Raw genomic sequence first — 25495 nt, forward strand, 5'->3', positions numbered from 1 at the left:
TGCGTTAGTCTGACCGAACTTTGCTGTCTGCCGAGCTTTCCATGCCTGACCTGCTTGACCGCTACCCGCTCACGGCGGGCACTTACCACGAACTGCTCGACGACAGTGGGGCCGTTCGCCCGCACTGGCGTCGGCTGCTCGACCAATTGCAACGCAGCACGCCAGCGCAATTGGTGCAGCGTCAGGCACTGCTGACCCGGCAAATCCAGGAAAACGGCGTGACTTACAACGTCTATGCCGATCCCAAGGGCGCCGACAGGCCGTGGGAACTGGACCTGCTGCCCCATGTGATTGCGGCTGATGAATGGCAGCACTTATCCGCCGGCATCGCCCAGCGGGCACGGTTGCTCAATGCGGTGCTGGAAGACCTTTACGGCCCGCAGCGCCTCATCGCTGAAGGCTTGCTGCCCGCAGAACTGGTCTTCGGTCACAACAACTTCCTCTGGCCCTGTCAGGGCATCAAGCCGCCAGACGGAACATTTCTGCATCTGTATGCCGTGGACCTGGCACGCACGCCCGATGGGCGCTGGTGGGTGACGGCCGATCGAACGCAGGCGCCGTCCGGTGCCGGGTATGCGCTGGAAAACCGCACCATCGTATCCCGAGCGTTTCCAGAGCTTTATCGCGACCTCAAAGTGCAGCACCTGGCCGGCTTCTTCCGCACGCTCCAGGAAACCCTGGCCCGTCAGGCACCCAGCGACGACGAAGCGCCCCTGATCGTGTTGCTGACCCCGGGACGGTTCAACGAAAGCTATTTCGAACATCTGTATCTGGCGCGCCAGCTGGGTTACCCGCTGGTGGAGGGCGGCGACCTGACAGTGCGCGACGCCACGGTCTACCTGAAAACCTTGAGCGGCCTGCGCCGGGTGCACGCGATCATGCGTCGGCTCGACGACGACTTCTGCGACCCGCTGGAATTGCGCACCGACTCAGCCCTTGGCGTGCCGGGGTTGCTGGAGGCGGTGCGGCAGGGCCGGGTGCTGGTAGCCAATGCGTTGGGCAGTGGGGTGTTGGAGTCTCCCGGGTTGTTGGGTTTTCTGCCGAAGATCAACCAGTTCCTGTTTGGGGAAGAACTGATCCTGCCGTCCATCGCCACCTGGTGGTGCGGCGAAGCGCCGGTGCTGGCCCAGGCGTTGGAAAAACTGCCTGAGTTGTTGATCAAACCCGCTTTTCCGTCACAGAGTTTTGCGCCGGTCTTTGGTCGGGATTTGAGTGAAAAACAGCGCCAGGTGCTCGCTGAGCGCATGCAGGCGCGGCCTTACGCGTATGTAGCGCAAGAATTGGCGCAGCTTTCCCAGGCGCCGGTCTGGCAGGCAGAAGATGGACTGTTGCAACCCCGCGCTATCGGCATGCGCGTGTATGCCGTGGCCAGCCGCGACGGTTATCGGGTTTTACCGGGCGGGTTGACCCGCGTGGCCGCCGAGGCAGACGCCGAAGTGGTATCGATGCAACGTGGCGGCGCGAGCAAGGACACCTGGGTTCTGGGTGATCGTCCTCCGAGTGGCGAGCAATGGAAAACCCAGCGCACCATTGGCGTTCATGATCTGGTACGGCGCGATCCGTATTTGCCGTCACGTGTGGTGGAGAACCTGTTCTGGTTTGGCCGTTACTGTGAGCGTTGCGATGACAGCGCGCGGTTGCTGCGGATCATGCTGGCGCGCTATGTCGATGGCGACGATCCCCAGGCCTTGCAGGCGGCAGTCGATCTCGGTGAGCGGTTGATGCTGCTACCCGATGAGGGCGAATTGCCCGAGCGCTTACTCGCCGCGTTGCTGGGAGATGACTGGTCGTTCAGCCTGCGCTCCAACCTGCAACGCTTGCAGTGGGCCGCCTCTCAGGTACGCGGCAAACTCTCTCGAGAAAACTGGCAAGCGCTGGTGGAACTGCAGCGTGAAGCCTTGGAGCTTGAATCCGAAGAGCCGGATTTTGGTGAGCTGCTGGACTTCCTCAACCGGTTGGTGATGTCCCTGGCGGCACTGTCAGGTTTTGCCCTCGACGACATGACCCGGGATGAAGGCTGGCGTTTCCTGATGATTGGACGGCGGATCGAACGACTGCAGTTTCTCAGCGCCAGCCTCGCGGCTTTCCTGCGTGGCGCCGATGCGTTCGAGCAGGCAAGGCTGGAGTGGTTGCTGGAGCTGGGTAACAGCAGCATCACCTACCGTTCGCGGTATCTGGCGGTAGCGCAATTGATCCCGGTGTTGGACCTGTTACTGCTCGACGAGCAAAACCCTCACGCCGTGCTGTTCCAGTTGAAACTGGTGACACGCACCCTCAAACGCCTGAACGACGACTTTGGCGCACCGCGCGAAACAGGTCTGCCGCACCTGGTGGAGCGTTTGGCGCGGTTCGATCTGGGCTGCCTGGAAAATGCCCTGTTCGGTGAAGCCAGCGTCCGCGCCGCCATCGACGGGCTGGCGGATTTGCTCCAGGAGATCGCTGAAGCCAGCGGGCAAGTGTCGGATCGCCTGGCGCTGCGTCATTTCGCCCACGTCGACGATGTCAGCCAGCGTACGGTGTCCGTCTGATGAACGCCCATTACCAGATCTTTCACGACACCCATTATCACTACGACAGTCCGGTGTCCCTCGCCCAACAGCTGGCCCATTTGTGGCCTCGGCCCTGTGCCTGGCAGCGATGCACCGATCAGCAATTGCTAATCAGTCCTGACCCGACTTCGCGTCGCGATGAGCTGGATGTTTTTGGCAACCCGCTGACGCGCCTGGCGTTCGAGCGGCCCCACGACGAATTGCTGGTCAACGCCAGCCTCACGATTGAAGTGTTGCCCCGGCCTGCACTGGACTTCACCCGGTCTCGCGCGTGGGAAGACACCCGCAACGCGTTGACCTACAGCAGCCAGCCGCTGTCACCCCAAGTGCTCGAGGCCTGTCGTTACCGGTTCGAATCGCCCTACGTGCATTTGAAACGCAACTTTGTCGAATTTTCTGAAAGCTGTTTCCCCGCAGGTCGACCGTTGCTGCTCGGGGTTCAGGCGCTGATGGAGAAGATCTTCAGCGAATTCACCTTCGATGCCGAAGCGACCCAGGTGGCGACGCCTTTGGTGGAAGTGCTGGAGCGTCGACGCGGGGTATGCCAGGACTTCGCGCACCTGATGCTGGCCTGCGTGCGTTCCCGGGGGCTGGCCGCGCGCTACATCAGCGGCTATCTGTTGACCCAGCCACCACCGGGCCAGCCGCGCTTGATCGGTGCCGATGCGTCACACGCCTGGGTGTCGGTGTTTTGCCCGGTGCTGGGATGGGTGGATTTTGATCCGACCAACAACGTGCAACCGGCGCTGGAGCACATCACCCTGGCCTGGGGCCGGGATTTCTCCGATGTATCGCCGTTGCGCGGGGTGATTCTGGGGGGGGGGAATCATGACCCGGAAGTGCGCGTCACTGTGATGCCATTGCACTGACCACGTCCAACTGTAGGAGCGAGCTTGCTCGCGATGAACCTGAGTGCACCGGGGGGCGATCAGGCTTATAGCGTTATCGTTAACGACCATCGCGAGCAAGCTCGCTCCTACACAGGACACAGATCCGGTGGGCCTGATCAGATCATCGGGCCCTGAGGGTCTCAGGCGTCGGGCGCCTGATCTTTCGGTGCTTCAACATCACTTTCTGCGGCCACTTCACCCTCTGTTTCCGGGTTCAGTGCGGCGGCTTCTTCTTCAGCTGTAGCTTTCTTGCGCTGAAGCTTTTCCTCTTTCTTCTGCTCCTTGGCCAAGTCTCTCTGACGTTTGGCGAAGGAATAATTGGGTTTAGCCATGGGCGATCCTCTGGGGTCGAAGGTGAGGTTGAGCGGCGCATATTCTGCCCTGTATCGGTGCCGAGCCGTTAGCTGGGTTTTTGCTCGGCCCATTTTGGCGTGACCACCGGTTGCCAGGCGTCCAGTGCATCGAGCAGGATTTGCGGCGATTCGCTCGTTTGCAGCATGTCACGGTGTGCTTCGCGAACGAAGCCTTCGCCGACGATATGATCAAGAAAACCGGTCAATTTACTGTAGAAACCGTTCACTTCCAGCAAGCCAAGCGGTTTGCCGTGATAGCCGAGCTGGCCCCAGGTCCAGACTTCGAACAACTCTTCCAGCGTGCCCAAGCCGCCGGGCAGGGCGATAAAGGCGTCGCTGAGTTCCGCCATCCGCGCCTTGCGGGCATGCATGCCGTCGACCACTTCCAGTCGCGTCAGGCCGCTGTGGCCGATTTCCTTGTCCTTGAGGCTTTGCGGGATGATCCCGATGACTTCTCCGCCAGCGGCCAGTGCTGCATCCGCCACGATTCCCATCAAACCGACGGCGCCACCGCCATACACCAGGGTCAATTTACGTTCGGCGAGCGCACGCCCGAGGGCGACTGCCGCTTCACGATAAGCGGGGTTGGTGCCGGTGCTGGCACCGCAAAATACACAGACGGATGCTAAAGACATGCCTTACTCCAGGGTCGGGATGGCCACAGAGTAAAGGCAGGGCAGCAGCGCTCCAAGGGTTAAACGTCGCGTTCAGGTGTTTCACAGGAGCCGCTGGCGCCACAGGCGTAGGCGGCAAGCAGACTGCACAAAAGGCTATTCAAGGACATGCTACGAGCTCCGGATATTGGCGATGGCTCGATAATAAGGCCGCAGCAGACGCTTGGCTGGTAGATTGTTTCGATGAGTGTCATAGCCCGAAAGTTGTATACAATTTTTGATTCAGGTCATAGGAACTTGCGAAGTTTTCAGGCAGTCTTCTGTTCATTCGCACTTTTTGTTAACCCTGCCTTGGAGATTCACCATGTTTGCCAAACTTGTTGCGGTATCCCTGCTGACACTGGCCAGCAGCCAGCTGATGGCCGCTGAATGCAAGGTCACTGTCGACTCCACTGACCAGATGTCCTTCGATACCAAGGACGTCAGCATCGACAAAAGCTGCAAGACCTTTACCGTTGAGCTGAAACACTCCGGTAGCCTGCCGAAAAACGTCATGGGCCATAACTGGGTATTGAGCAAAACGGCTGATATGCAGCCAATCGCTACCGACGGCCTGGCGGCTGGCATTGACAAGAACTACCTGAAAGACGGCGATACACGCATCATCGCGCACACCAAGATCATCGGTGCCGGCGAGACCGATTCCGTGACCTTTGACGTGTCGAAGCTGGCGGCTGGCGAAAGCTACGGCTTCTTCTGCTCGTTCCCGGGCCACATCTCGATGATGAAAGGCACGGTTACCCTGAAGTAATCGAATCGCGGTCATAAAAAAGCGTCCACTTGGGACGCTTTTTTTATATCTGGCGTTTGACCGCGTCATCGTTATTCGCATGGCTTGCCCGCGAAGGCGCCCGAACGGGCGCCGACAATCTTACGGCGCGAAAGGCATCACACGCTTGTGATGAGTCTTCCTGTACGTCTCGCAAATGATCCTGAACGCTTCCTCACGCACGGGCTCGCCATGCAGGAACGCGTCAATCTCGGCGTAGGTCACGCCATGGGACGCTTCGTCCGGTTTGCCGGGCGACAGGTCTTCCAGATCCGCTGTCGGCACTTTTTCAACCAATGACTCGGGGGCTCCGAAGCTGCGGGCGATGTTGCGTACCTGGTTTTTCACCAGGCCGCTCAGCGGTGCCAGGTCGCACGCGCCGTCACCGAACTTGGTGAAGAACCCCATCACGGCTTCTGCTGCATGATCTGTCCCGATGACCAGCCCCTGGGCTGCACCGGCGATGGTGTACTGGGCAACCATGCGCATCCGCGCCTTGGTGTTGCCGAGTACGAAATCCACCGACACGGCATGTTTGCCTTCGAACGCTGCGACTTCATTGGCCAGGGATTTAACCGCTGGGCCAATGTTTACCGTGTGGCGTTCATCCGGATTGATGAAATCTACCGAGGCTTGGGCGTCGTGTTCGTCGAACTGGGTTTCGTAAGGCAGGCGCACAGCGATGAACTTGTAGTTGTCATCACCGGTGCGAGTGCGCAATTCGCGCATGGCACGCTGGGCCAGCAGCCCGGCCGTCAGCGAGTCAACACCACCGCTGATGCCGAGCACGAGGGTCTTGAGCCCGGAGTTGACCAGGCAATCCTGAATGAACGTGATCCGTCGGGCGACTTCCGCCTCAAGGGCGGCATTGTCGGCGAACGGCGGTTGAACCTTGAGCTGCTCAGCAATCTCACGCTGTACGGCTTGCATGAATTCACTCCTTGCTAGATGTGCTGGTTGGGGCGGCAGGAACTTTGAAAACGTGTCGCAAATAGGCGACAAAATTCGGGTCTTTGCAGTGAGTCTTGCCGGGCTCATCGGAAATTTTCGCCACTGGCTGACCGTTGCAGGCGGTCATTTTAAGCACGATGCCCATCGGTTCGACACCCGGAATATCACATGTCAGGTTGGTGCCGATGCCGAAGCTCACGTTGATCCTACCGCGCAGTGCCCGGAATATTTCCAGGGACTTGGGCAGCGTCAGGCTGTCGGAGAACACCAGCGTCTTGCTCATCGGGTCGATGCCGAGCTTGTGGTAGTGGGCGATGGCCTTTTCCGCCCAGATCACAGGGTCCCCGGAGTCATGGCGCAGGCCGTCGAAGAGCTTGGCAAAGTACAGATCGAAATCGTTGAGGAAGGCATCGGTCGTGATGCAGTCGGTCAGGGCGATCCCCAGCAGGCCACGATACTCGCGGACCCAGCAGTCGAGGGCGGCGATCTGGCTGTCGATCAGCCGCGGACCCAGTTGCTGGTGCGCCATGATCCATTCGTGGGCCATGGTGCCCAACGGCTTCATGTCCAGTTCACGGGACAGGTGGACGTTGCTGGTGCCGACGAAACGCCCTGGGAAATCGTGCTTGAGCACGTTGACCACTTCTTCCTGCACGCGGTACGAGAAGCGACGGCGAGTGCCGAAATCAGCTACCTGCAACTCGGATAATTCCTCGCGGCTGGCATGGGCGGTGAGCCAGTCGAACTTGCGGTAAAGCTGCTCGCGAGCCTGTTCCAGCACGACTTCCCGGTAGCGATAGCGGTTGCGCACTTCGCTGACGATAGACAGCAGTGGCACTTCAAACAGGATCACATGCAGCCACGGTCCGCGCAGACGGATGAACAACTCACCGTTTTCTATGCCGGTGTGCACGTAGCGCAGATTGAAGCGGAACAACCCGAGAAAGCGCAGAAAATCCGGCTTCATGAAGCTGATGCGTTCCATGAAACCCAGCTGATCGGCAGTGAGGCTCAATTCGGCCAGACGCTCGATCTGAAAGCGGATCTCCGCCAGATAAGGCCGCAGGTCTTCGCTATTACGGCAACGAAACTCCCATTCCACTTCTACGTTGGGGTAGTTGTGCAGCACCGCCTGCATCATCGTCAGTTTGTAGAAGTCGGTGTCGAGCAGGTTCTGCACGATGCGATCGCCAAACACGCTCTCGCTCATAACGGGGTTCTCCAGGCTGGTCGCGGCTGATGTCACGACGTTGCAGCTGTTTCATTGAATGGGGCTAGTGGCGCATATCAACGCCGGGAATTGCCAGCAATTTTTTAGACGCTGGAAACCTCTGTGGCGTGTTTTGCCTCAGATCTTGGTGAGGCATTAAATTTGCGGTATTTCCGGGCTATCGATCTGCTCCAGCATCCACTTCACAAAGTCTCGGACTTTCGGCACTTCCGCCGAATGCTCCGGATACGCCAGGTAATAGGCGTCGGAGCTGGGCATCGCGTGCTGCCAGGGTATGACCAGCTTGCCGTCGGCCAATTCCTCTTCAACCAGAAACTTGGGCAAGAGCGCCACGCCACAGCCCACCTGAGCGGCGCGGATGCACATGTAAAAGGTTTCGAAGCGCGGGCCGTGGTAGCTGTGTTCGGTGTGGTAACCCTGGCTGTCGAACCAGTCGTGCCAAGCCTGTGGACGAGAAGCGTTTTGCAGCAGGACGAGGTCGGTGAGTTGCGTAGGATCGGTGAACGGCGTGGCGGGCAGGCTGCCGGGCGCACACACAGGGACCAGCTCTTCGCTGAACAGCTTCAGGCATTCGGTGCCGGGTCGCGAGCCTTGGCCAAAGTAGAACGCCAGGTCGCTGCGACCCTGCAGCAAATCGTCGGCTTCCTGTTCGCTGCACAGGTCCAGGTGGATCGACGGATGACGCAATCGCCAGCCTTTCAAGCGCGGCACCAGCCAGCGCGCGCCGAAGGTGGGAGGCGTGGACACGCGCAGGACTTCGGTCTCCCCGCCGTAGGAACGCAGGTAATGGGTCGACATCTCCACCTGCGTGAGGATTTTTCTTACCTCCACAAGATACAAATCGCCGGCAGGCGTCATTTGCAGGCGTCGGCGTACCCGCCGGAACAGCAAGTGCTGCAGCAACTCTTCGAGTTGCGCGACCTGTTTACTGACGGCGCTCTGCGTCAGGTTCAGCTCTTCGGCGGCCCGGGTGAAGCTCAAGTGCCGGGTGACAGCCTCGAAACACTGCAACGCGGTAATCGACGGCAGATAGCGTTTGTTCAGCATGAGCGGTCCTTTCTTCTTGTTTCTCTATTGCCAGCAATGCACAGCATGAATAAACGGAATGATATCTCTCTTAAAGGTCGTTTGTTGAGTAACCTCCAGAGCGCTAAAACTACAGGTCTGATCAGCCGAGATTTTCCGGCTGCACACGTTCTGTCTTTTGCTTGAGGAGTCACCCATGGTTGCCGCATTGCTTGATCGTCTAGGTGTAAACCCGGCCCTGTACCAGAACGGCAAAGTGCCGGTGCATTCGCCGATCGATGGCAGCCAGATCGCTTCGGTGAACTGGGAAGGTGCCGCTGAAGTCGAGCAGCACATCAGTCGTGCAGATCATGCGTTTGAATTGTGGCGCAAGGTCCCGGCCCCGCGCCGTGGCGAACTGGTGCGTCAACTGGGCGACATCCTGCGCGAATACAAGGCTGACCTTGGCGAGCTGGTGTCCTGGGAAGCGGGCAAGATCACTCAGGAAGGTCTGGGTGAAGTTCAGGAAATGATCGACATCTGCGACTTCGCCGTCGGTTTGTCCCGCCAGCTGTACGGCCTGACCATCGCCTCCGAGCGTCCCGGCCACCACATGCGCGAAACCTGGCACCCGCTGGGCATCGTCGGTGTGATCAGCGCCTTCAACTTCCCCGTTGCGGTCTGGGCCTGGAACACCACACTGGCGCTGGTTTGCGGCAACCCGGTGATCTGGAAACCGTCCGAGAAAACCCCACTCACAGCACTGGCTTGTCAGGCACTGTTTGACCGCGTACTGAAGAATTTCAGCGATGCGCCGCCGCACCTGAGCCAAGTGATCATTGGCGGTCGCGATGCTGGCGAAGCGTTGGTCGATGACCCGCGTGTTGCGCTGATCAGCGCCACTGGCAGCACCCGCATGGGCCGCGAAGTAGCGCCGAAAATCGCCGCGCGTTTCGCTCGCAGCATTCTGGAGCTGGGCGGCAATAACGCCATGATCCTCAGCCCAAGTGCCGACCTGGACATGGCCGTTCGCGCGATCCTGTTCAGCGCCGTCGGTACTGCCGGCCAGCGCTGCACCACCTTGCGTCGCCTGATTGCCCACGAGTCGGTCAAAGAAGAAATCGTCACCCGCTTGAAGGCCGCTTACTCCAAGGTCCGCATCGGCAATCCGCTGGAAGGCAACCTGATCGGTCCGCTGATCGACAAACACAGTTTCGACAACATGCAGGACGCGCTTGAGCAAGCCTTGAGCGAAGGCGGCCGGGTGTTTGGTGGCAAACGCCAACTGGAAGACAAATTCCCGAACGCTTACTACGTCGCACCCGCCATCGTTGAAATGCCGGAGCAGAGTGACGTGGTTTGCCACGAAACCTTCGCGCCGATTCTTTACGTGGTTGGCTACAAGGACTTCGACGAGGCCCTGCGCCTGAACAACGCGGTACCGCAGGGCCTGTCGTCCTGCATCTTTACCACCGACGTGCGTGAAGCCGAGCAGTTCATGTCGGCGGTGGGCAGTGATTGCGGTATCGCCAACGTCAACATCGGGCCGAGCGGCGCGGAAATCGGCGGCGCATTTGGTGGTGAAAAAGAAACCGGCGGTGGTCGTGAATCCGGTTCCGATGCATGGCGCGGCTACATGCGCCGTCAGACCAACACCGTGAACTATTCGCTGGAGTTGCCGTTGGCTCAGGGCATCACGTTCGACTAACCGGTTATTCCTGAGCGAGCTTTTGTGGCGAGGGGATTCATCTCCGTTGGCTGCGCAGCGGCCCCGAATATGGGACTGCTACGCAGCCAACGGGGATAAATCCCCTCACCACATAGCTCATCCAAAATGAACTGTGTGTTGGTTAGGTTTCTGTTGGAGTCTGGCAATGCCGTTACGCGAAGAGTGTCTGTGGGAAAAACTGACGCCGCAAAGGCCTGACAACGCCGCCCTCAAGGGCGAAGTGACGGCAGATGTTTGCGTCATCGGTGCAGGTTTTACCGGGCTGTCGGCGGCGGTGCATCTGCTGGAACAAGGCAAGACAGTGTGTGTGCTGGAAGCTCATCGTGCCGGTCAGGGCGGGTCAGGGCGCAACGTCGGGCTGGTCAACGCCGGGATGTGGATCCCACCGGACGAGATCGAAGCCGGGTTCGGCGAGGCGGTGGGCAGTCAGCTCAATCGCATGCTCGGGGCGGCGCCATCGCTGGTGTTCAGCCTGGTCGACAAATACAACATCGATTGCCAGTTACGCCGCGAAGGTACGTTGCACATGGCGCACAACGCCCGTGGCGAAGCGGATCTGCGCAGTCGCGAAGAACAATGGAAACGTCGCGGCGCCCCCGTCGAATTGTTGACCGGCCAGGCCTGCGAGCAAGCGACGGGTACCAAGAAGATTGCCGCCGCGCTGCTTGATCGGCGTGCCGGCACGCTTAATCCGATGGCTTACACCACAGGGCTGGCCAAAGCGGCCATCGGCCTGGGCGGTCGACTGTTCGATCACTCTGCTGTCACGCGACTTGAGCGTCAGGGCCAGAAATGGTCGGTGCAGACCGCGCAGGGTTCGGTGCTCGCTGAACAGGTGGTCATCGCTTCCAACGCCTACACCGAAGGCGACTGGACCGAGCTGCGACGCAATTTCTTCCCCGGTTATTACTATCAAGTGGCGTCGGTCCCGCTGACGGACGAGGCCGCACAGCAAATTCTTCCTGGTGGCCAGGGCTCATGGGACACCCGTCAGGTGCTGAGCAGTATTCGTCGAGACAAGGACGGTCGACTGCTGCTGGGCAGTCTGGGAAACGGCAATCAGAAACCGACCTGGTTTCTCAAAGCGTGGGCGGATCGAGTCCAGCAGCACTATTTCCCGTACCTCAAACCTGTTGAGTGGGAGTGCACCTGGACCGGTTGCATTGCCTTCACCCCGGACCACCTGATGCGCCTTTTTGAGCCGGCGCCGGGGATAGTGGCAGTCACTGGTTACAACGGTCGGGGCGTTACAACAGGAACCGTGGTCGGCAAAGCCTTTGCCGATTATTTGTGTAACGGAAATCCTCAGGCTTTGCCGATTCCGTTCGCGCCCATGCAGCCCCTGGCGGGAGTAGGTTTGAGAAGCTGTTTGTATGAAGCGGGCTTCTCGCTGTATCACGCAGGCCAGTGCTTGCGCATCGTCATTTGATTGTTGAAATTTGTGTCCGAAACACGGCGCTTTTTCGAGCAGCGACTAGCCTGTAATGGTGCGGGTTGTAGCAGTACCGCACCAGCGGTGTGCACTTCGGTGACGCACGATGTTACAGGCTGGTTGCACGTCGTTTGGCGCCGCGGTTGCAATGATGGCGCACTCGGGTTGCGCCTTTAAAAATAAACGGTTTCACCTTCCGCGGTTTAGACGGTTGCACGCCCAATGAAAATGGGCTCGAAACAGTCGAAATAACAATAAAGCAGCGACTTTTTTCAGAATAAAAAACCGATGGCACGGCCCTTGCTCTGAGCATTCAGTCAAGTCGCAGTGCCAACTAAAAAAAAACCTTGGAGCACCACCTCATGTCCCAGACGTTTTACAAGAAAGGCTTTCTGGCCCTCGCAGTGGCAACTGCGTTGGGTGTTTCTGCGTTTGCACAAGCTGATGTGAAAATCGGTGTGGCAGGTCCAATGACTGGCGCCAACGCAGCATTTGGCGAGCAGTACATGAAGGGTGCACAGGCAGCAGCCGACGCAATCAACGCGACGGGCGGCGTCAACGGGGAAAAAATCGTACTGGTGAAGGGCGATGACGCCTGCGAACCGAAACAGGCTGTGACGGTCGCCAAGGACCTGACCAACCAGAAAGTGGCGGGCGTGGTAGGTCACTTCTGCTCCTCGTCGACCATCCCGGCTTCCGAGATCTACGACGAAGCGGGCATCATCGCAATTACGCCTGGCTCGACCAACCCACAGGTCACCGAGCGCGGCTTGAGCGCCATGTTCCGTATGTGCGGGCGTGACGACCAGCAGGGCATCGTTGCCGGCGACTACATCGTCGACGTGCTAAAAGGCAAGAAAGTGGCCGTGCTCCACGACAAAGACACCTACGGCCAAGGTCTGGCGGACGCCACCAAGGCGCAGTTGGTCAAGCGCGGCGTTACGCCGGTGCTGTATGAAGGCCTGACTCGCGGCGAGAAAGATTTCAGTGCCGTCGTGACCAAGATTCGCGCAGCCGGTGCCGACGTTGTCTACTTCGGCGGCCTGCACCCGGAAGCCGGTCCACTGGTTAAACAACTGCGTACCGAAGGCCTGAAAGACGTGAAATTCATGTCCGATGACGGCATCGTGACCGACGAACTGGTGACCACCGCTGGCGGCCCGCAATACGTCGACGGCGTGCTGATGACCTTCGGCGCCGACCCACGCATGCTGCCAGACAGCAAAACCGTGGTAGACGAGTTCCGCAAGAAAGGCACCGAGCCTGAAGGCTACACCCTGTACGCCTACGCTTCGGTCCAGACCCTGGCAGCGGCCTTTAACGGTGCCAAGTCCAACAAAGGCGAAGAAGCCGCCAAGTGGCTGAAAGCCAACACCGTCAAAACCGTGATGGGCGACAAATCCTGGGACTCCAAGGGTGACCTCAAGGTTTCCGACTACGTGGTGTACCAGTGGGACAAGGACGGCAAATACCACCAGCTGGAAAAACAGAAGTAAGGGCTGACTCGACAGGCTGACTCCACAGCTCTCCTGTAGGAGCGAGCCTGCTCGCGAAAAACGTCAACGATGACGCGTGCTTGCTGGTTAAACGCGTTGTCCTCAGGTTCTTCGCGAGCAGGCTCGCTCCTACAGGGGGCCGTGGTGGTCAGCCGGGTCGTGGCTGACATTACTCCGACGTAAATCTGTATTTTCCTTAGAAGAACCGCACACCCACAGGTGTGCAGGTTCTCATTGCGTGAGATTGCGTTATGGATGGTATTTTCCTGCAGCAACTGGTCAATGGCCTGACCCTCGGGTCGGTCTATGGCCTGATCGCCATCGGCTACACAATGGTCTATGGCATCATCGGCATGATCAACTTCGCCCACGGCGAGGTTTACATGATTTCCGCTTACCTCGCGGCAATCAGTCTGGCTCTGCTGGCATACTTCGGTATCGAATCCTTCCCTCTGCTGATGCTCGGCACACTGATCTTCACCATCGTCGTCACGGCGGTCTATGGCTGGGTCATCGAGCGCGTCGCCTACAAACCGCTGCGAAATTCCACCCGACTGGCACCGCTGATCAGCGCCATCGGTATCTCGCTAATCCTGCAAAACTATGCACAAATCGCCCAGGGCGCCCGCCAGCAGGGGGTTCCTACATTGCTGACAGGTGCGTGGCGAGTTGAAGTCGGCACCGGCTTCGTCCAGCTCACCTACACCAAGATCTTCATTCTGGTCGCAGCGTTTGCCGGCATGGCCCTGCTGACCTACGTCATCAAGTACACCAAGCTCGGTCGCATGTGCCGCGCGACACAGCAAGACCGCAAGATGGCTTCGATCCTCGGGATCAACACCGATCGGGTGATCTCCTACGTGTTCATCATCGGTGCAGCGATGGCGGCCCTGGCCGGCGTGCTGATCACCATGAACTACGGCACGTTCGACTTCTACGCAGGCTTCGTCATCGGTATCAAGGCGTTCACCGCGGCGGTACTCGGCGGGATTGGCTCGCTGCCTGGCGCGATGCTCGGCGGGATCATCCTCGGGATCTCCGAGTCGCTGTTCGCGGGTCTGGTCAACTCCGATTACAAAGACGTTTTCAGCTTCTCGCTGCTCGTTCTCGTTCTGGTCTTTCGGCCCCAAGGCCTGCTCGGCCGTCCTCTTGTGTCGAAGGTGTAAGCGATGTCTTCAACCACTAAAAAAACCATTGATCTCAAAAGAAGCCTGGTTGACGCGATTCTTGCCGGCCTTGTAGCCCTGATTGTGTTCGGTCCGATTGTCGGCGTGGTCCTCGACGGCTACGGCTTCAACCTGCAACCGACGCGCGTGGCGTGGATTGTCGCGATCGTCATGGCCGGCCGATTTGCCCTTAGCCTGTTCCTGCAAACCCCCAAGGGCCTGAGAATCCTCGAAGGCTTTGAAAGCACCGGCTCCGGGGTTCATGTATTGCCGCCTGATTACAAATCACGGCTGCGCTGGATCATCCCGCTGATGATCGTCATTGCCGTGGTTTTCCCGTTCTTCTCCAACTCCTACCTGCTCGGCGTGGTCATCCTCGGGCTGATCTACGTCTTGCTCGGCCTTGGTCTGAACATCGTGGTGGGCCTGGCGGGCCTGCTCGACCTGGGTTACGTGGCGTTCTACGCCATCGGTGCATACGGGCTGGCGCTGGGTTATCAATACCTCGGGCTCGGCTTCTGGACGGTGCTGCCATTGGCGGCGATCACGGCGGGGCTGGCGGGTTGCATTCTCGGCTTCCCGGTCTTGCGATTGCACGGTGACTACCTGGCGATCGTGACCCTGGGCTTCGGCGAAATCATCCGTTTGGTCCTCAATAACTGGCTCTCGCTGACCGGCGGCCCGAACGGCATGCCCGCACCGCTGCCAACGTTCTTTGGCCTCGAGTTCGGCAAACGGGCGAAGGATGGCGGTGTTCCGTTTCATGAGTTTTTCGGCATCGCCTACAACCCGGACGTGAAGTACTACTTCATCTACGCGGTGTTGTTCCTGGTGGTACTGGCCGTGCTGTACATCAAGCATCGTCTGGTCAAGATGCCGGTCGGTCGAGCCTGGGAAGCCCTGCGGGAAGATGAAATCGCCTGCCGTTCCATGGGCCTGAACCACGTATTGGTCAAGCTCTCCGCGTTCACCATCGGTGCATCGACTGCGGGCCTGGCCGGGGTGTTCTTCGCCACGTACCAAGGTTTCGTTAACCCGACCTCCTTTACCTTCTTCGAGTCGGCCTTGATCCTCGCCATCGTGGTGCTGGGCGGCATGGGCTCGACCATCGGCGTGGTGATCGCTGCATTCGTGCTCACCGTGGCACCAGAGCTTCTGCGCGGGTTTGCCGAGTATCGCGTGCTGCTGTTCGGCGTGTTGATGGTGTTGATGATGATCTGGCGACCGCGCGGCCTGATAAGGATCAGCCGTACCGGTGTGACCCCGCGTAAAGGAGTAGCGCCATGAGCGAAGTCGTACTCTCGGTCGAGAAGCTGATGATGCACTTCGGCGGCATCAAGGCGTTGAGTGATGTGAGCCTGAAGGTTCATCGCAACTCGATCTTCGCCCTGATCGGTCCCAATGGCGCGGGCAAGACCACGGTGTTCAACTGCCTGACCGGCTTCTACAAGGCCTCGGGTGGCAAGATCGAACTCAGCGTGCGTGGCGAGCGAACCAACGTCATCCAGCTGCTGGGCGAATCGTTCAAGGCGACCGATTTCGTCTCGCCGAAATCTTTCCTCAGTCGGCTGTACTACAAGATGTTCGGCGGCACTCACCTGGTGAACCGCGCGGGTCTGGCGCGGACTTTCCAGAACATTCGGCTGTTCAAGGAAATGTCGGTACTGGAAAACCTGCTGGTAGCCCAGCACATGTGGGTCAATCGCAACATGCTGGCCGGCATCCTCAACACCAAGGGCTATCGCAAGGCCGAGAGCGATGCGTTGGACCATGCGTTCTACTGGCTGGAAGTCGTCGACCTGGTGGACTGCGCCAACCGTTTGGCCGGCGAACTGTCCTACGGTCAGCAACGTCGTCTGGAGATCGCCCGGGCCATGTGTACCCGGCCGCAGATCATCTGCCTCGACGAACCGGCCGCTGGCCTTAACCCTCAGGAAACCGAAGCGCTGAGTGCGATGATCCGTCTGCTGCGTGACGAGCATGATCTGACCGTGGTGCTGATCGAACACGACATGGGCATGGTAATGAGCATTTCCGACCACATCGTGGTGCTGGACCACGGCATCGTGATCGCCGAGGGCGGGCCTGATGCCATTCGCAACGATCCGAAAGTGATTGCGGCCTACCTGGGCGCTGATGAAGAGGAAGTGGTGCTATGAGCCAACCCATCCTCGAACTCAAGGAACTGGATGTGTTTTACGGGCCGATCCAGGCCCTGAAGAAAGTTTCGCTGCACATCAATGAAGGTGAAACCGTGAGCCTGATCGGCTCCAACGGTGCGGGCAAGTCGACGCTGTTGATGTCGATCTTCGGTCAGCCGCGCGCAGCGGATGGCCAGATCATTTATCAGGGCGTCGATATCACCCACAAGTCATCCCATTACATCGCCTCCAACGGCATCGCTCAGTCGCCGGAAGGACGGCGTGTCTTCCCTGACATGACGGTCGAGGAAAACCTGTTGATGGGCACCATCCCAATCGGTGACAAGTACGCCACCGAGGACATGCAACGCATGTTCGAGCTGTTTCCACGGCTCAAGGAACGGCGCACCCAGCGGGCGATGACCATGTCGGGTGGTGAACAGCAGATGCTGGCCATCGCTCGTGCACTGATGAGCCGGCCGAAGTTGCTGCTGCTCGATGAGCCAAGCCTGGGATTGGCGCCGATCGTGGTGAAGCAGATCTTCTCGACACTGCGGGAACTGGCGAGTACCGGCATGACCATCTTCCTGGTCGAGCAGAACGCCAACCACGCCCTCAAGTTATCGGACCGCGCGTATGTCATGGTCAACGGCGAGATTCGCCTCACAGGTACCGGCAAGGAGTTGCTGGTGAACGAGGAGGTGCGTAACGCCTATCTTGGCGGGCACTAAGTCCTGCTGAGGCAAAAGCAGCCCCGACGAGCAATCGCCGGGGCTTTTTTACATCCCCAATTCGCCACAACCCCTGAGGGAGCTAGCCTGCTCGCGATTGGGGGGTGACGTTCATCATTGATGCCGACGGTCCCACCCCGATAGCGAGGCAGGCTCACCCTCACAAGGTATCTCTGTGTGCTTTCTGGAAATTGTGGAAAACAATATTCACAAGCTCTCAAACCGCGACATAAAGCCGCTGCAAATAGTTGTTTTATCAACGTTTTGACTTGTCCCCGTTTACTGTGGAGCTGGCTGTGAATAACGTGGGTGTAGCTGCCTAAGAGCCTTTGAATACGTGGCTTGTAGAGATGTGGTTATTTATTGATCAGCGGTTTTTGCTCGACCGGTGAGTGCCGTTGTCAACCTTTTTATTGGCATCGTATGCGGGATGAAAATACACCCGGCAGCCTGTGGATAAGTCTGTGACTAAACTCTGGAAAGAGTCGGCTGAAGGCCGTAGTTGCTGGCTTGGCGCCATCGTCGGTTTGAACGTTCAATCATGCAAAATGCCCTGGGCTACACAGCGAGCGCTTCAGGGTCAAGGGAAAAACTTTTAAATCTGCCCGCAAAGCCTTATACACAGCGGCTTCCAGCTTTTTGACTTGCCCCCGGAAACTGTGGGCCGGCCTGTGGATAACATGCGCGTACTTAGCTGCAAGCCACGGCTGATATAGTGTGTAGCTGCCTGGTTAATTTTTGTACAAAGATGCAGTCCCTGTAGCAGCTGGCGCAGCCTGCGTTCGGCTGCGAAGCAGTCGTAGAGCCTGAATTCGCGATGTGCCTGAATGACCTTGGCGCCTGATTTCACGACTGCTTCGCAGTCGAACGCAGGCTTCGGCACCTGCTACAGGGGGCGTTATTGAGTCCAACATGCGGGGCTCTGGTTGCTCGTAACAGCCTGGCCGGGCATGCTTCCCGCTGATTATCTATTCCAATGGCTGTTCACCAGTCGAAGCAAGGAGAACACGATGTCCAACACCCTGTTTATTACCGGTGCAACCTCCGGTTTTGGCGAAGCCTGTGCCCGCCGTTTTGCTGAGGCTGGCTGGAAGCTGGTGCTGACAGGTCGTCGTGAAGAGCGCCTTAATGCCCTGTGCGCCGAGTTGTCGAAACAGACTGAGGTTCTTGGCCTGGTACTCGATGTGCGTGATCGCAAAGCCATGGAGGAGGCGATTGGCAACCTGCCGCCGTCCTTCGCCAAATTGCGCGGCCTGATCAACAACGCCGGTCTGGCCCTGGGCGTTGATCCTGCACCCAAATGCGATCTCGACGATTGGGACACCATGGTCGACACCAACGTCAAAGGCCTGATGTACAGCACCCGTCTGCTGTTGCCACGCCTGATCGCTCACGGTCGTGGTGCCAGCATCGTCAACGTCGGCTCCGTCGCCGGTAGTTATCCGTATCCGGGCAGTCACGTGTATGGCGCGACGAAAGCGTTCGTCAAACAGTTCTCCCTGAGCCTGCGCTGCGACCTGCAAGGCACCGGCGTGCGTGTCAGCAACATCGAACCGGGCATGTGCGAAAGCGAGTTTTCGCTGGTGCGCTTCGCCGGTGACCAGGAGCGTTACAACGCGACCTATGCCGGCGTCGATCCGATCCAGCCGCACGACATTGCCGAGACTATTTTCTGGGTGCTCAACGCGCCAGCGCACATCAATATCAACAGCCTCGAGCTGATGCCGGTGAGCCAGACCTGGGCCGGCTTTGCCATTGATCGTAATGGTGGCAAGGCGTAATTGATGACGAGGGAGCCTGCTCCCTCGCCACAAGGCCGGCCGACACCTGACATAAGCTAAACTCCTCGCCCAACACCCCGCCGCAGCCTGCGGCGTCAAGGTGCAAGAGGAGGCTACGTGAGTAACAAAGGTGAGCAGTCACTGCTCAAGCAATCGACCATTCTCATGTTGGCCGTGGCGATCGCCGGGATCGTGACCGGTTTTGTTTCGGGTGCCCAATCCATCCTGTTCGATGGTTTTTTTTCGTTGATCGCGACCTTCATCAAGGTCTTGATGCTCATCACCGCCAAACTGATCGCCAAGGAAAGTAACGACCGTTTTCAGTTCGGCTTCTGGCACCTGGAACCCATGGTGTTGTTGATCGAGGGCAGCTTTCTGTTCTTGATTGCCATCTACGCCTTTCTCAATGGAGTGTTCGGCATCATCAATGGTGGCCGAGAGATCGAGCTCGGGTTGGTGATCATCTACGCAGCGGTCTTTACCGTCGTCGAGTTTGCGTATTTCTTCTACGTCCGCCATCGCAATCGAAAACTGCGGTCAACGCTCATCCAGTTTGACAACATCAGTTGGCTGGTGGACGCGATGCTCTCGGTAGGCCTGCTGGTCAGTTTCCTGATTGCGCTGCTGCTCAAGACCCAGGGGTATGACGAGTGGGCGATGTACGTCGACCCGTTGATCCTGATCGTGCTGGCGTTGAGCATGCTCCCTCCGGCCTTCAAGATCCTCGCCCCAGCGCTGCGTGATGTGCTGGGGATTGCGCCGGATCAACTGGATGACAAGGTGCGTCAGGTCATGGAAGCGGCCAAGGACGAGCACGGTTTCGACGACTACATTTCCTACGTGCAGAAGCACGGGCGGGCGTGTTTTATCGAGATTCATGTGGTGTTGCCGGCGGACTATCCGTTGCAGAACGTAGGGCAACTGGATGCGCTGCGGGAGGAGATTTCCTCGAAGCTCGGTAAGGCGGATGCGGCGCGATGGCTGACGATCAGCTTTACCGGGGACAAAAAATGGATCGCGTGATTCGCTGATGAACCCTTCGCCGGCAAGGCACGCTCCCACAGGTTGATGCGTACCTTGCCCGCGAAGGCTTTCGATCGCTCAGCGCAGATAGTCAACCAACCCGCGATAACAGGTCGCCAGGTGATAAGGCGTGGTCGAAGGCATGTCCTTGCGGCTGACCTCACCCTGCTCATCCCGACACTCATACCAGCCGCCCGCGTGCAGGAAGTGCTGCTGCAATGCCAGGAGTTGGCGCTGCACGGCGGCTTCTGCATCCGGGCGCAAGGTCAGCGCCCGCAGATACTCAACCTGGGCCCAGATTCGTTGGGTGGCATCCTTGATGTGGCCATCCAGCTCAAGCATCGCCTGCACGGCACCCGACTGTTGATGCACACCCCATTGCTCGGTCAGCGAAAACGCCCGGTCGAGCGATGTATGCAACGCAGAGCCCCGTAGCAGGGCTGATGATTCGAGCAGGAAATACCACTCGAACTGATGTCCCGGTTCAAACCAGTTATCCACAGCGCCCAGCGGCTTCTCCATTAACACACCATGTTGCGGGTCGATGAAGCGTTGTTGCATGGCTGTGCATAACTCAACCAGTGCCTCTTGCACGACGGCGTCTTCGCGCGCCGAAAGCGTCGCGAGAAAGGCTTCTGCCAAATGCATCAGGGGATTTTGCAGGGGGCCGCTGTTCAGCGATGACCAGTCACGCTCGAGGCTGGCTTCGTACAGGCCGTCGCCTGTGGCAAAACGTTGCGTGATCACGTCCAGGGCGCGGTTGAGTACGGACTCCGCCGAAGGGTCGCGAACCTTGTCCCAATAATGAGCGCAGGCAAACAGGATGAAGGCATGGGTGTAGAGGTCTTTGCGTTGATCCAGTGGCGCGCCTTGCGGGTCGATGCTGTAAAACCAGCCACCGTGTTCGGCGTCGTGAAAGTGCTGTTGCAAGGAACGGAACAGCGCCTCGGCTCGCTCTTCAGCAGCCGGTACCTGGCCGATCAGGCTGGAGAACAAGTACAGCTGCCGTGCGCACGCCATCGCCCGGTAGCGCTGCGGCGGCAGCGGTTGATGGTCTGCGTCCAGTGCCTCATAGGGCAGCGCCAGCTCGGCATTCCAGCCGGGGCCTTGCCACAGGGGCACGATCACATCCTGGAAATGCTGTTGCACCGAGTTGAACAGAGCGGTCAATTCAGGCTGGGAGGCGGAGCGGGGAACATGAGGCATTGGCTGGCGTCGTCACGGCAGGGGCGAATGCGCAACATGGTAGCAGGCCTTGGAGATGCGGTGTCTGTCAGGCCCTCATCGCGAGCAAGCTCGGCTCCCACAGGATTTGTGGAGTTGCTGCTGGCAAGTTCAACCACCACAGGATTTGTGGAGTTGCTGCTGGCAAGTTCAACCACCACAGGATTTGTGGAGTTGCTGCTGGCAAGTTCAACCACCACAGGATTTGTGGTGTTGCTGCTGGCATGTTCAACCACCACAGATCCGCTGAAGCCGAACTTGCCAACAATGCCACCACAAAACCTGTGGGAGCCGAGCTTGCTCGCGATGAGGCCAGTCAAGACACTCGAGAACTCAGCCCGCGAGCAACCACACGCCAGTCGCCGCCGAAGCCGCACCCGCGACCCGAACCAACGGCGCTGCCGCTTGTGGCAACGCCCGCACGACCGCGTAGCCTGCGGCATGCAACGCCGCCGTCGCCGCGACGAATCCTGCGGCATACGCCCAAGGGTTCGACATGTCCGGCAATTCCAGACCGTGCGCCACCCCATGGAACAGCGCAAACAATGCCGTCGCCGCCACTGCCAGGCTCAGCGGTGGACGCACCGCCAGCGCTACAGCCAGGCCCAATGCCAGCACTGACGCAGCGATTCCGCCTTCCAGAACGGGCAAGTTCAGGCCTTCAAACCCCAACATACCGCCCACCAGCAGGGTGCCGACGAACGTGCAGGGCAGTAGCCAGCGAGCCGCACCATTCTGCTGCGCTGCCCACAATCCGACCGCAACCATTGCCAGCAAGTGATCGAGGCCACCGATCGGGTGGCTGATACCGGCCATCAATCCATTGTCGCCATGGCCCGGGTGAGCAAAGGCCAGCGCCGGAGTCAGCAACAGGGCCATGGCGCCCGGCATGCGTTTAAGTGTCATGGATAAGCTTCCTTGTTGAAAAAAGGGTGTGATCAGGCTGCAGTCAGCAAACCCTGGCGTTCGATGAAGGCAATGATTTCTTCCAGGCCCTGGCCGGTTTTCTGATTGCTGAACACGAACGGCTTGCCGTTGCGCATGCGGGTCGTGTCGCTGTCCATCAGGGTCAGGGACGCGCCCACCAGCGGTGCAAGGTCGATCTTGTTGATCACCAGCAAGTCGGACTTGCAGATCCCCGGTCCGCCCTTGCGCGGCAGCTTGTCGCCGGCCGAGACATCGATCACGTAGATGGTCAGGTCGGACAGTTCCGGGCTGAACGTCGCCGACAGGTTGTCGCCACCGGACTCCACGAGAATCAGGTCCAGCCCCGGAAAGCGCCGGTTCAATTGATCCACCGCTTCAAGATTGATCGAGGCGTCTTCGCGGATGGCGGTGTGTGGGCAGCCGCCGGTTTCCACGCCAATAATGCGCTCAGGTGCGAGGGCTTCGTTGCGCACCAGGAAGTCAGCGTCTTCTCGGGTGTAGATATCGTTGGTCACGACGGCCAGGTTGTAGCGATCGCGCAGGGCCAGGCACAGGGCCAGCGTCAGGGCGGTTTTGCCCGAACCAACCGGGCCGCCGATCCCGACGCGCAGGGGTTGTGTGTTCATGTGATTCTCCAAGTGAAAAGGCCCTAGGAACGGAACAGTCGGCTGTACTGGCGCTCATGGGCCATGCCCGCCAGGGACAGGCCGAAAGCGGCGCTACCATAGTGTTCGGGGTTGATTTGAGTGGCGTTCTGCTGGGCTTCCTGCAACAGCGGCAGCAGCTGGCTGGTCAGACGCTGCGCCGCTTGCTGGCCAAGGGGCAGGGTTTTCATCAGCACCGCTAATTGATTCTCCAGCCAGCTCCAGAGCCAGGCAGCCAGCGCATCTTGTGCACTGATGTGCCAGGCGCGTGCGGCCAGCGCCCAGCAGAGAGCCAAATGCGGTTCTGGACGCTGTTCGAGAAAAGCGCGCGCCGCGGCATCCAGTTCCGGCAAACCATTGAGCAATTGCTGGAGGGAATAACCCATCTGCCGACTTTCCTGATACAGCTCGCGCGTCTCGCGGCTGGCGCGGTGTTCTTCGCAGTGCTGTAACAAGCGGGCCCAGTTTTCTTGCGCGGCCGCCTCGCAGTGGGCCAGCAACAGTGGCGCTTCGAAGCGTGCAAGGTTGAGCATTAATTGGTCACTGATCCAGCGTCGCGCACTGTCCGGATCATTGACCCGGCCGTTATCCACCGCCATTTCCAGGCCTTGGGAATAGCTGTAGCCGCCAATCGGCAGCTGCGGACTGGCCAGACGCAACAGCGCCCACGCCGGATTCATAGCCGAACGCCGAACTGGTGCAGTTTCGGTGGGTAATTGAAATCTTCGTCGCCATGGCGGGAGTGATGATGGCCGCCGCCGTAAGCGCCATGTTCGGGCTGGAACGGTGCTTCAATGGAGTCGACCTTGGCATCGAGTTGCTCGAGCATGGCCTTGAGTACGTAGTCATCCAGCAGGCGCAACCAGCCGTTGCCGACTTGCAGGGCAACGTGGCGATTGCCCAGGTGGTAGGCGGCCCGCGTCAGTTCGAATGCGTTGGCGCACGTGACATGCAGCAGTTGTTCAGGGCGGGCGCAAACGCGAACCGTGCGCCCGTCTTCAGCTTGCAGGCATTCGCCGTCATACAGAGGCGGTTGACCGCGCTCCAAAAACAACCCGACGTCTTCGCCATCGGCACTGAAACAGCGCAAACGGCTCTTGCTACGGGCGTCGAAGGTCAGGTGCAACTCGGCGGCCCAGACGGGTTGAGGGTCGATTCTGCGATGAATCACCAGCATCGGAAGGCTTCCAGCAATGAGCGATAGTCAGGCTAGAGCAAGGGGCTTGCCAATCGGACGATGTGTAGGAAATGCCTGACGGATCATGGCTGGTGAGTCATTTCGTTGCGCAAATATGGCTGAAATTGGTGCAGGGAAAAAACGCACGCACCAATTTGCGACGCTCAAAAATAGATCACTCGGTGCTGCCGAGTCCTTGCCAATGCTTGAGCCCGATAAAAATGAAGCGCAGCTGCTGGGTGATTTTCGCCTGCGGGGTGAGGTGATCGGGCAGCGCCTCGGGGGGAGGATCGATGATGTCCGGCAAGGTTGCAAAAACACTTTTTACGATCAGATCCGCCACGACGCTCAGTCCGGCAATGTCCAGGTGTTGCAGTTTGGGCATTAAAGACAGATCGGACGCCAGGTCGGAGCTGATGTCTTCGCGCAAACGACCGATGGCCTGGCGCACTTGCAGCGAGCCACCGTACTGCTCGCGGGCGAGGAAAAGAAATTGCGATCGATTGGCCGCGACGACATCGAGAAAGATCCGCACGGAGGCGTCAATGATCCCGCCCATGACGAACTCGTTGTGCCGCACCAGGCGAATGGTTTCGCGGAAGGTCTGGCCGACTTCACTCACCAGCACCAGGCCGAGCTCATCCATATCAGCGAAATGCCGGTAGAAACCGGTGGGGACGATCCCGGCGGTTTTCGTCACTTCGCGCAGGCTCAGGCTGCCGAATCCTCGGCCGCTTTCCATCAAATGGCGGGCAGCGTCCATCAAGGCGTTGCGGGTCTGTTGTTTCTGTTCGGCGCGGGGCAGCATCGCAAGGAGATTTCTGGATAAGGGCAGCGACGCACTCTAGCAAATAGGCTTTGCCGGCGTCGAACGACTATCGGGGATTATGCGCGCAGGGGTAGCGTCTATAAGGTCAAAGGCTGAAAAGTCAAAAGCCCAATCCGGGGATTGGGCTTTTTTTCAAGGCCGCCATGGGCTTAGCTCAAGGCACTGTTGCGTTCGATTACACGATCACCACCACCTTCAGCCAGGGTTTGGCCTTGTGGAGTGCGATCGGAGCCGTCAGCCGCCAGGGTCTGGCCTTGTGGAGTGCGATCGGAACCGTCAGCCGCCAGGGTCTGGCCTTGTGGGGTGCGGTCGGAACCGTCAGCCGCCAGGGTCTGGCCTTGTGGGGTGCGGTCGGAACCGTCAGCAGCCAGGGTCTGGCCTTGTGGGGTGCGGTCGGAACCGTCAGCCGCCAAAGTCTGGCCTTGTGGAGTGCGGTCCGAACCATCCTGGGTGATCAAGCCTTTTTCTTTCAGGCGATCGTTACCGCCTTCGGCGAGTGTCTGGCCCTGTGGAGTGCGGTCGGAACCATCTGCAGCGACGGTTTGGCTGAACACCGAACGGCTGTCTTTGACTTGCGGAGTGGCCTGGTCAGCAGCTGGCAGAGCGAAAGCGGTGCTGGCCAGCATGGAAAGGGTAAGGCTAAGCAGTAATTGGCGTTTCATGATGGGTTGCTCCTTGGGAGGGCGATAAAGTGGGTACGAGGTCAATGCTACTCTCGATAAGTCGATATAAAAGTTCATAAACGCAATGGTAATAATCAACGGAATTGATTG

The 25495-nt window shown here is 59.1% G+C and carries 25 protein-coding genes; 12 read left to right on the forward strand and 13 right to left on the reverse strand.

The window, feature by feature from the left end; all coding sequences use genetic code 11:
- Positions 1-41: 41 nt before the first annotated feature.
- Positions 42-2528: a circularly permuted type 2 ATP-grasp protein gene (locus AC3ZVB_RS07350; RefSeq protein ID WP_490146180.1), complete on the forward strand. Its 2487-nt coding sequence runs from the start codon at positions 42-44 to the stop codon at positions 2526-2528.
- Positions 2528-3418 carry a transglutaminase family protein gene (locus AC3ZVB_RS07355; protein WP_490146181.1) on the forward strand — a complete coding sequence of 297 codons (891 nt, stop codon included), beginning with the start codon at positions 2528-2530 and terminating at the stop codon, positions 3416-3418. The genes AC3ZVB_RS07350 and AC3ZVB_RS07355 overlap by 1 nt, the downstream gene beginning before the upstream one ends.
- A gap of 161 nt (positions 3419-3579) precedes the next feature.
- Here the strand turns inward: AC3ZVB_RS07355 and AC3ZVB_RS07360 are convergent, their stop codons facing one another.
- Together AC3ZVB_RS07360 and AC3ZVB_RS07365 are read right to left on the reverse strand one after the other, a co-directional pair.
- A complete protein-coding gene (locus AC3ZVB_RS07360) occupies positions 3580-3771 on the reverse strand; it encodes a hypothetical protein (protein ID WP_194691575.1) in 192 nt (63 codons plus the stop codon).
- 68 nt (positions 3772-3839) lie between these two features.
- Positions 3840-4427, reverse strand: coding sequence for a cytokinin riboside 5'-monophosphate phosphoribohydrolase (locus AC3ZVB_RS07365; RefSeq protein ID WP_162437095.1), 588 nt, complete (start codon positions 4425-4427; stop codon positions 3840-3842).
- A 343-nt stretch (positions 4428-4770) separates the two neighbouring features.
- Between AC3ZVB_RS07365 and azu the strand changes: the two genes are divergently transcribed.
- Positions 4771-5217, forward strand: a complete 447-nt coding sequence (gene azu, locus AC3ZVB_RS07370) for an azurin (RefSeq protein WP_162437094.1) — start codon at positions 4771-4773, stop codon at positions 5215-5217.
- 120 nt (positions 5218-5337) lie between these two features.
- Here the strand turns inward: azu and nadE are convergent, their stop codons facing one another.
- The 3 genes from nadE to AC3ZVB_RS07385 form a co-directional block, all read right to left on the reverse strand.
- Positions 5338-6165 carry an NAD(+) synthase gene (gene nadE / locus AC3ZVB_RS07375; RefSeq protein ID WP_490146182.1) on the reverse strand — a complete coding sequence of 276 codons (828 nt, stop codon included), beginning with the start codon at positions 6163-6165 and terminating at the stop codon, positions 5338-5340.
- A gap of 4 nt (positions 6166-6169) precedes the next feature.
- On the reverse strand, positions 6170-7396 hold the full coding sequence (gene pncB / locus AC3ZVB_RS07380; RefSeq protein ID WP_490146183.1) for a nicotinate phosphoribosyltransferase: 1227 nt from the start codon (positions 7394-7396) through the stop codon (positions 6170-6172).
- 156 nt (positions 7397-7552) lie between these two features.
- The gene (locus AC3ZVB_RS07385) at positions 7553-8464 is read right to left on the reverse strand and encodes a LysR family transcriptional regulator (protein ID WP_194691573.1); all 912 of its coding nucleotides are present in this window, start codon (positions 8462-8464) and stop codon (positions 7553-7555) included.
- Positions 8465-8639: 175 nt separating this feature from the next.
- Here AC3ZVB_RS07385 and amaB point away from each other — a divergent pair, with 175 nt between their 5' ends.
- The 9 genes from amaB (at position 8640) to AC3ZVB_RS07430 (ending at position 19921) form a co-directional block, all read left to right on the forward strand.
- A complete protein-coding gene (gene amaB / locus AC3ZVB_RS07390) occupies positions 8640-10130 on the forward strand; it encodes an L-piperidine-6-carboxylate dehydrogenase (RefSeq protein ID WP_490146184.1) in 1491 nt (496 codons plus the stop codon).
- A 166-nt stretch (positions 10131-10296) separates the two neighbouring features.
- Positions 10297-11580 (forward strand): L-pipecolate oxidase, encoded by a 1284-nt coding sequence (amaA, locus tag AC3ZVB_RS07395; RefSeq protein ID WP_162437089.1) that lies wholly within the window; start codon positions 10297-10299, stop codon positions 11578-11580.
- Between the two features lie 365 nt (positions 11581-11945).
- Positions 11946-13079 (forward strand): ABC transporter substrate-binding protein, encoded by a 1134-nt coding sequence (locus tag AC3ZVB_RS07400; protein WP_162437088.1) that lies wholly within the window; start codon positions 11946-11948, stop codon positions 13077-13079.
- Between the two features lie 251 nt (positions 13080-13330).
- Positions 13331-14245, forward strand: a complete 915-nt coding sequence (locus AC3ZVB_RS07405) for an ABC transporter permease subunit (RefSeq protein WP_194691571.1) — start codon at positions 13331-13333, stop codon at positions 14243-14245.
- 3 nt (positions 14246-14248) lie between these two features.
- Positions 14249-15532, forward strand: coding sequence for a high-affinity branched-chain amino acid ABC transporter permease LivM (gene livM / locus AC3ZVB_RS07410; RefSeq protein WP_162437086.1), 1284 nt, complete (start codon positions 14249-14251; stop codon positions 15530-15532).
- Positions 15529-16404: an ABC transporter ATP-binding protein gene (locus AC3ZVB_RS07415; RefSeq protein WP_162437085.1), complete on the forward strand. Its 876-nt coding sequence runs from the start codon at positions 15529-15531 to the stop codon at positions 16402-16404. The genes livM and AC3ZVB_RS07415 overlap by 4 nt, the downstream gene beginning before the upstream one ends.
- The gene (locus tag AC3ZVB_RS07420) at positions 16401-17117 is read left to right on the forward strand and encodes an ABC transporter ATP-binding protein (RefSeq protein ID WP_162437084.1); all 717 of its coding nucleotides are present in this window, start codon (positions 16401-16403) and stop codon (positions 17115-17117) included. The genes AC3ZVB_RS07415 and AC3ZVB_RS07420 overlap by 4 nt, the downstream gene beginning before the upstream one ends.
- 1010 nt (positions 17118-18127) lie before the next feature.
- The gene (locus AC3ZVB_RS07425; RefSeq protein ID WP_194691570.1) at positions 18128-18898 is read left to right on the forward strand and encodes an SDR family oxidoreductase; all 771 of its coding nucleotides are present in this window, start codon (positions 18128-18130) and stop codon (positions 18896-18898) included.
- Positions 18899-19015: 117 nt separating this feature from the next.
- Positions 19016-19921: a cation diffusion facilitator family transporter gene (locus tag AC3ZVB_RS07430; protein WP_490146185.1), complete on the forward strand. Its 906-nt coding sequence runs from the start codon at positions 19016-19018 to the stop codon at positions 19919-19921.
- A gap of 78 nt (positions 19922-19999) precedes the next feature.
- On the opposite strand, the gene AC3ZVB_RS07435 is transcribed toward AC3ZVB_RS07430, so the two are convergent.
- The 8 genes from AC3ZVB_RS07435 to AC3ZVB_RS07470 form a co-directional block, all read right to left on the reverse strand.
- Positions 20000-21127 (reverse strand): AGE family epimerase/isomerase, encoded by a 1128-nt coding sequence (locus AC3ZVB_RS07435; RefSeq protein WP_490146186.1) that lies wholly within the window; start codon positions 21125-21127, stop codon positions 20000-20002.
- Entirely contained in the window at positions 21088-21465 is a 378-nt protein-coding gene (locus AC3ZVB_RS07440) for a hypothetical protein (RefSeq protein ID WP_490146187.1), read from the reverse strand. Before AC3ZVB_RS07440 ends, AC3ZVB_RS07435 begins: the two co-directional genes overlap by 40 nt.
- Before the next feature lie 13 nt (positions 21466-21478).
- Positions 21479-22051, reverse strand: a complete 573-nt coding sequence (locus AC3ZVB_RS07445; protein WP_490146188.1) for a HupE/UreJ family protein — start codon at positions 22049-22051, stop codon at positions 21479-21481.
- A gap of 32 nt (positions 22052-22083) precedes the next feature.
- Complete coding sequence (ureG, locus tag AC3ZVB_RS07450; RefSeq protein WP_047536839.1) at positions 22084-22698, reverse strand: urease accessory protein UreG; 615 nt, start codon at positions 22696-22698, stop codon at positions 22084-22086.
- A gap of 23 nt (positions 22699-22721) precedes the next feature.
- A complete protein-coding gene (locus AC3ZVB_RS07455; protein WP_194691565.1) occupies positions 22722-23396 on the reverse strand; it encodes an urease accessory protein UreF in 675 nt (224 codons plus the stop codon).
- Entirely contained in the window at positions 23393-23893 is a 501-nt protein-coding gene (ureE, locus tag AC3ZVB_RS07460) for an urease accessory protein UreE (protein WP_490146189.1), read from the reverse strand. Before ureE ends, AC3ZVB_RS07455 begins: the two co-directional genes overlap by 4 nt.
- Before the next feature lie 175 nt (positions 23894-24068).
- Positions 24069-24701, reverse strand: a complete 633-nt coding sequence (locus AC3ZVB_RS07465) for a TetR family transcriptional regulator (RefSeq protein ID WP_490146190.1) — start codon at positions 24699-24701, stop codon at positions 24069-24071.
- 170 nt (positions 24702-24871) lie between these two features.
- A complete protein-coding gene (locus tag AC3ZVB_RS07470; RefSeq protein WP_162437075.1) occupies positions 24872-25384 on the reverse strand; it encodes a hypothetical protein in 513 nt (170 codons plus the stop codon).
- Positions 25385-25495: the final 111 nt, after the last annotated feature.

This window comes from Pseudomonas sp. MDV22-iso1 (assembly GCF_058145095.1).

Bases quoted from the DNA above. Each gene is read 5' to 3' on its own strand.
- AC3ZVB_RS07470 (WP_162437075.1), bottom strand. From the start codon at position 25,384: ATGAAACGCCAATTACTGCTTAGCCTTACCCTTTCCATGCTGGCCAGC.
- AC3ZVB_RS07465 (WP_490146190.1), bottom strand. From the start codon at position 24,701: ATGCTGCCCCGCGCCGAACAGAAACAACAGACCCGCAACGCCTTGATG.
- ureG (WP_047536839.1), bottom strand. From the start codon at position 22,698: ATGAACACACAACCCCTGCGCGTCGGGATCGGCGGCCCGGTTGGTTCG.
- AC3ZVB_RS07455 (WP_194691565.1), bottom strand. From the start codon at position 23,396: ATGAATCCGGCGTGGGCGCTGTTGCGTCTGGCCAGTCCGCAGCTGCCG.
- ureE (WP_490146189.1), bottom strand. From the start codon at position 23,893: ATGCTGGTGATTCATCGCAGAATCGACCCTCAACCCGTCTGGGCCGCC.
- AC3ZVB_RS07435 (WP_490146186.1), bottom strand. From the start codon at position 21,127: ATGCCTCATGTTCCCCGCTCCGCCTCCCAGCCTGAATTGACCGCTCTG.
- amaA (WP_162437089.1), top strand. From the start codon at position 10,297: ATGCCGTTACGCGAAGAGTGTCTGTGGGAAAAACTGACGCCGCAAAGG.
- livM (WP_162437086.1), top strand. From the start codon at position 14,249: ATGTCTTCAACCACTAAAAAAACCATTGATCTCAAAAGAAGCCTGGTT.
- AC3ZVB_RS07420 (WP_162437084.1), top strand. From the start codon at position 16,401: ATGAGCCAACCCATCCTCGAACTCAAGGAACTGGATGTGTTTTACGGG.
- AC3ZVB_RS07400 (WP_162437088.1), top strand. From the start codon at position 11,946: ATGTCCCAGACGTTTTACAAGAAAGGCTTTCTGGCCCTCGCAGTGGCA.
- AC3ZVB_RS07385 (WP_194691573.1), bottom strand. From the start codon at position 8,464: ATGCTGAACAAACGCTATCTGCCGTCGATTACCGCGTTGCAGTGTTTC.
- AC3ZVB_RS07425 (WP_194691570.1), top strand. From the start codon at position 18,128: ATGTCCAACACCCTGTTTATTACCGGTGCAACCTCCGGTTTTGGCGAA.
- azu (WP_162437094.1), top strand. From the start codon at position 4,771: ATGTTTGCCAAACTTGTTGCGGTATCCCTGCTGACACTGGCCAGCAGC.
- AC3ZVB_RS07360 (WP_194691575.1), bottom strand. From the start codon at position 3,771: ATGGCTAAACCCAATTATTCCTTCGCCAAACGTCAGAGAGACTTGGCC.
- amaB (WP_490146184.1), top strand. From the start codon at position 8,640: ATGGTTGCCGCATTGCTTGATCGTCTAGGTGTAAACCCGGCCCTGTAC.
- AC3ZVB_RS07350 (WP_490146180.1), top strand. From the start codon at position 42: ATGCCTGACCTGCTTGACCGCTACCCGCTCACGGCGGGCACTTACCAC.
- AC3ZVB_RS07405 (WP_194691571.1), top strand. From the start codon at position 13,331: ATGGATGGTATTTTCCTGCAGCAACTGGTCAATGGCCTGACCCTCGGG.
- nadE (WP_490146182.1), bottom strand. From the start codon at position 6,165: ATGCAAGCCGTACAGCGTGAGATTGCTGAGCAGCTCAAGGTTCAACCG.
- AC3ZVB_RS07415 (WP_162437085.1), top strand. From the start codon at position 15,529: ATGAGCGAAGTCGTACTCTCGGTCGAGAAGCTGATGATGCACTTCGGC.
- AC3ZVB_RS07365 (WP_162437095.1), bottom strand. From the start codon at position 4,427: ATGTCTTTAGCATCCGTCTGTGTATTTTGCGGTGCCAGCACCGGCACC.
- pncB (WP_490146183.1), bottom strand. From the start codon at position 7,396: ATGAGCGAGAGCGTGTTTGGCGATCGCATCGTGCAGAACCTGCTCGAC.
- AC3ZVB_RS07445 (WP_490146188.1), bottom strand. From the start codon at position 22,051: ATGACACTTAAACGCATGCCGGGCGCCATGGCCCTGTTGCTGACTCCG.
- AC3ZVB_RS07355 (WP_490146181.1), top strand. From the start codon at position 2,528: ATGAACGCCCATTACCAGATCTTTCACGACACCCATTATCACTACGAC.